The following is a 2,347-nucleotide window of genomic DNA, read 5'->3' as shown; positions in this document are numbered from 1 at the left end:
CTGCTCTCTATCAATTCCTTGAGATGCCAAGTTAATATCATTCGAGCTAACAAAGGTAAGAATTACACAAGCCCCTTGAGGTACGTTATTGGGACTTTCTGTGAGTTCTACACGACCATGGCGATAAACTCCTTCAACACTGACCAGTATATTTCCTCCTTAAGACTTAATCTTAACAAGATTATAACTTTTTGTGTGACAGCATCACAAGTTGCGGGAAACCCCATTTCAATATCAGCCAAGCAGGATAGAATTAGCAAGACAACAAATCGCTAAAAATGTTGAAATTATAGCATTAGTATAGCTTACTGTGGCGATCGCCCCTTCTCATCCCCAAAAAGCGAGATCGCCCCATTTAGGAAAATTTTGCTTTGATGGGCTTGCTAACCTAATCCCACGCGCTCTAAACTTGTTGAATCACTTACTCTTCTAAGCGGTCAATTAACTGCTCTATAGCTTGTTTTTTGGTTTCTACACTTGGTAAATAATCAAAAACCTTTGCCAAAATTTCAGGACTTGCATTTTTTATCAACCAGTCTTCAGGATTCTCTGGCATCGCCAAAAAGTATTTTAAACGCTCATCAATCTCTTGCCGATCATCTCTTGTTACCTGCCCAACCCTTTCCAACCAATTTCCATTAGAATCCTTAAAGCAATTAGCATCCACCGTAGTCAACTGATGAACTAATACATAAGATGTTTCGGACAAACCATTATTCTGGGTAGGTGGTAATGGATAAGTTGTTGGCAAACCTGTATCTCTTGTTTTTGTTGTTAGAGGAAGCACTGTAAAAGTTTCAATGTAATTATACTCATTCTGAAATTGATCACTCATCCAAATAATATGGGGATGCTCTCCCCGAAAAACATGGCTAGAATTAAGCCTGCACCTACAGTTTGGATGCCGACAATCAACTTCCCCAGGTTCAGTTAACTCATAAATATAAATATGACCCAAACCACATCTTAACGAAACTTGATAGGGATTAATGAAATAAATCCAGCCCTGCTTTGGTCTTCTTCCCGCCAAAATTACACCCCTAATTCACACAATAACTTTTCTCGTTCTTTTTTTAGATCAAGACGAACTTTTGCTTCGGGATCAGGGTTATCTTTTTTTACTTCAGTCATTGGCGCAGTGCTGTAAACATAATCTAATAGTGGTTGTATTTTCTTAGAACCAGCCCACTCTCTTTTTATGTTATTAAGTATCAAGCGCAGACCCATAGGAAAATCCAAGTCTTTACCAATTTTTTCTAAGGACAAGGGCCGAATCAAAGTCGCCTCATTTATTTGTTCTTGAAAAATATCTACCCCTTCCATCCGAGATAAGGCCGTGTCAATTTCCTCATTCCAAAGACCGTAATGGTAGTAACACCAATCCAAATCAGTAAGCTGTTTCCCTGTCCACTTGACAGCATAAAGGTCAGCCAAGTAGATGAACTTGACCAACTGAGTCTTGGTAATATAGCCTTTCGTCTCATAGACGAAGTATTTGATCAACTGATCTACTAACATGGCGATTAACCCTGTGCGCGTCCTAGGGAAATGACAACGACATTGCTACCCCTATAGTAATCTTATCAGGGATACTTCTGCTGATTCCTAAGCGAAAATTGCTACCAAACGATAACAGAGTCAGTGTCTGATATTCGATACGTTTAGATGGTCGGGTGAAAACATCGTCCCCTTCCCCAATGAGAAAACAGCAATGAGAAAATAGCGATCGCTGGTTAGGAGCGAGGGAAATAGCGATCATTGTTGGGAGGAACATTTTTTTTGGGAATGCGATCGCTGGTTAGGATAAGGGGAAATAGCGATCGCTACAAGCCTAGAGTGTGTTTCAATGCTTGATCAATTTCTGCTGTCGGCAATGAGCCAATCACACGATGAACCGCCGATATTGCGATCATCGCTAGATTATCAGTCATTACCACTGAGTCTGTCAACAAGCCTGACTGTTGCCCCTCAAGGGAATTTAGCAGAATAGTAATACGGCTAGGGTGTCCGTCCCGAAGCATTTGGCTGGTGATCATCGCAACAATAATTTGGGGCAGTCCTGTTTGTAAGTCATTTGCTTACACGATCAATGCAGGTCGTGTCTTTGCAGAAATCAGATTAGAATTTGGAAAAAGAACCAGCGCAACATCACCTCGACTAACCGTTGGCTTTGGCTGCATCATAGTTGTCATAAACACTCATTTCAGGGCTGTTCCAATCGTCTGAAAAGGTAGCTAGACTTGCACGTAGAGTCTTAGCCTGCTCTCTATCAATTCCTTGAGATGCCAAGTTAATATCATTCGAGCTAACAAAGGTAAGAATTACACAAGCCCCTTGAGGTACGTTA

The 2,347-nt window shown here is 40.9% G+C and carries 4 protein-coding genes; all 4 read right to left on the bottom strand.

Annotation, left to right across the window (positions count from 1 at the left end):
- Positions 1–421 precede the first annotated feature (421 nt).
- A complete protein-coding gene (locus ACE1AQ_RS05415) occupies positions 422–958 on the bottom strand; it encodes a type II toxin-antitoxin system PemK/MazF family toxin (protein ID WP_255348756.1) in 537 nt (178 codons plus the stop codon).
- Positions 959–1,032: 74 nt separating this feature from the next.
- Positions 1,033–1,518 carry a type II toxin-antitoxin system antitoxin SocA domain-containing protein gene (locus ACE1AQ_RS05410; protein WP_110544959.1) on the bottom strand — a complete coding sequence of 162 codons (486 nt, stop codon included), beginning with the start codon at positions 1,516–1,518 and terminating at the stop codon, positions 1,033–1,035.
- A 305-nt stretch (positions 1,519–1,823) separates the two neighbouring features.
- A complete protein-coding gene (locus tag ACE1AQ_RS05405) occupies positions 1,824–2,045 on the bottom strand; it encodes a type II toxin-antitoxin system PemK/MazF family toxin (protein ID WP_369751912.1) in 222 nt (73 codons plus the stop codon).
- A gap of 112 nt (positions 2,046–2,157) precedes the next feature.
- A partial coding sequence (locus ACE1AQ_RS05400; RefSeq protein WP_374808015.1) for a hypothetical protein occupies positions 2,158–2,347 on the bottom strand: 190 nt, incomplete at its 5' end.

Source organism: Microcystis sp. BLCC-F209, assembly GCF_041928595.1.
GTDB lineage: Bacteria > Cyanobacteriota > Cyanobacteriia > Cyanobacteriales > Microcystaceae > Microcystis.
This window is presented reverse-complemented; position numbering and strand designations above follow the sequence as displayed.

Excerpts from the sequence above, each read along its gene's own strand:
- ACE1AQ_RS05410 (WP_110544959.1), bottom strand. The coding sequence starts at position 1,518 with ATGTTAGTAGATCAGTTGATCAAATACTTCGTCTATGAGACGAAAGGC.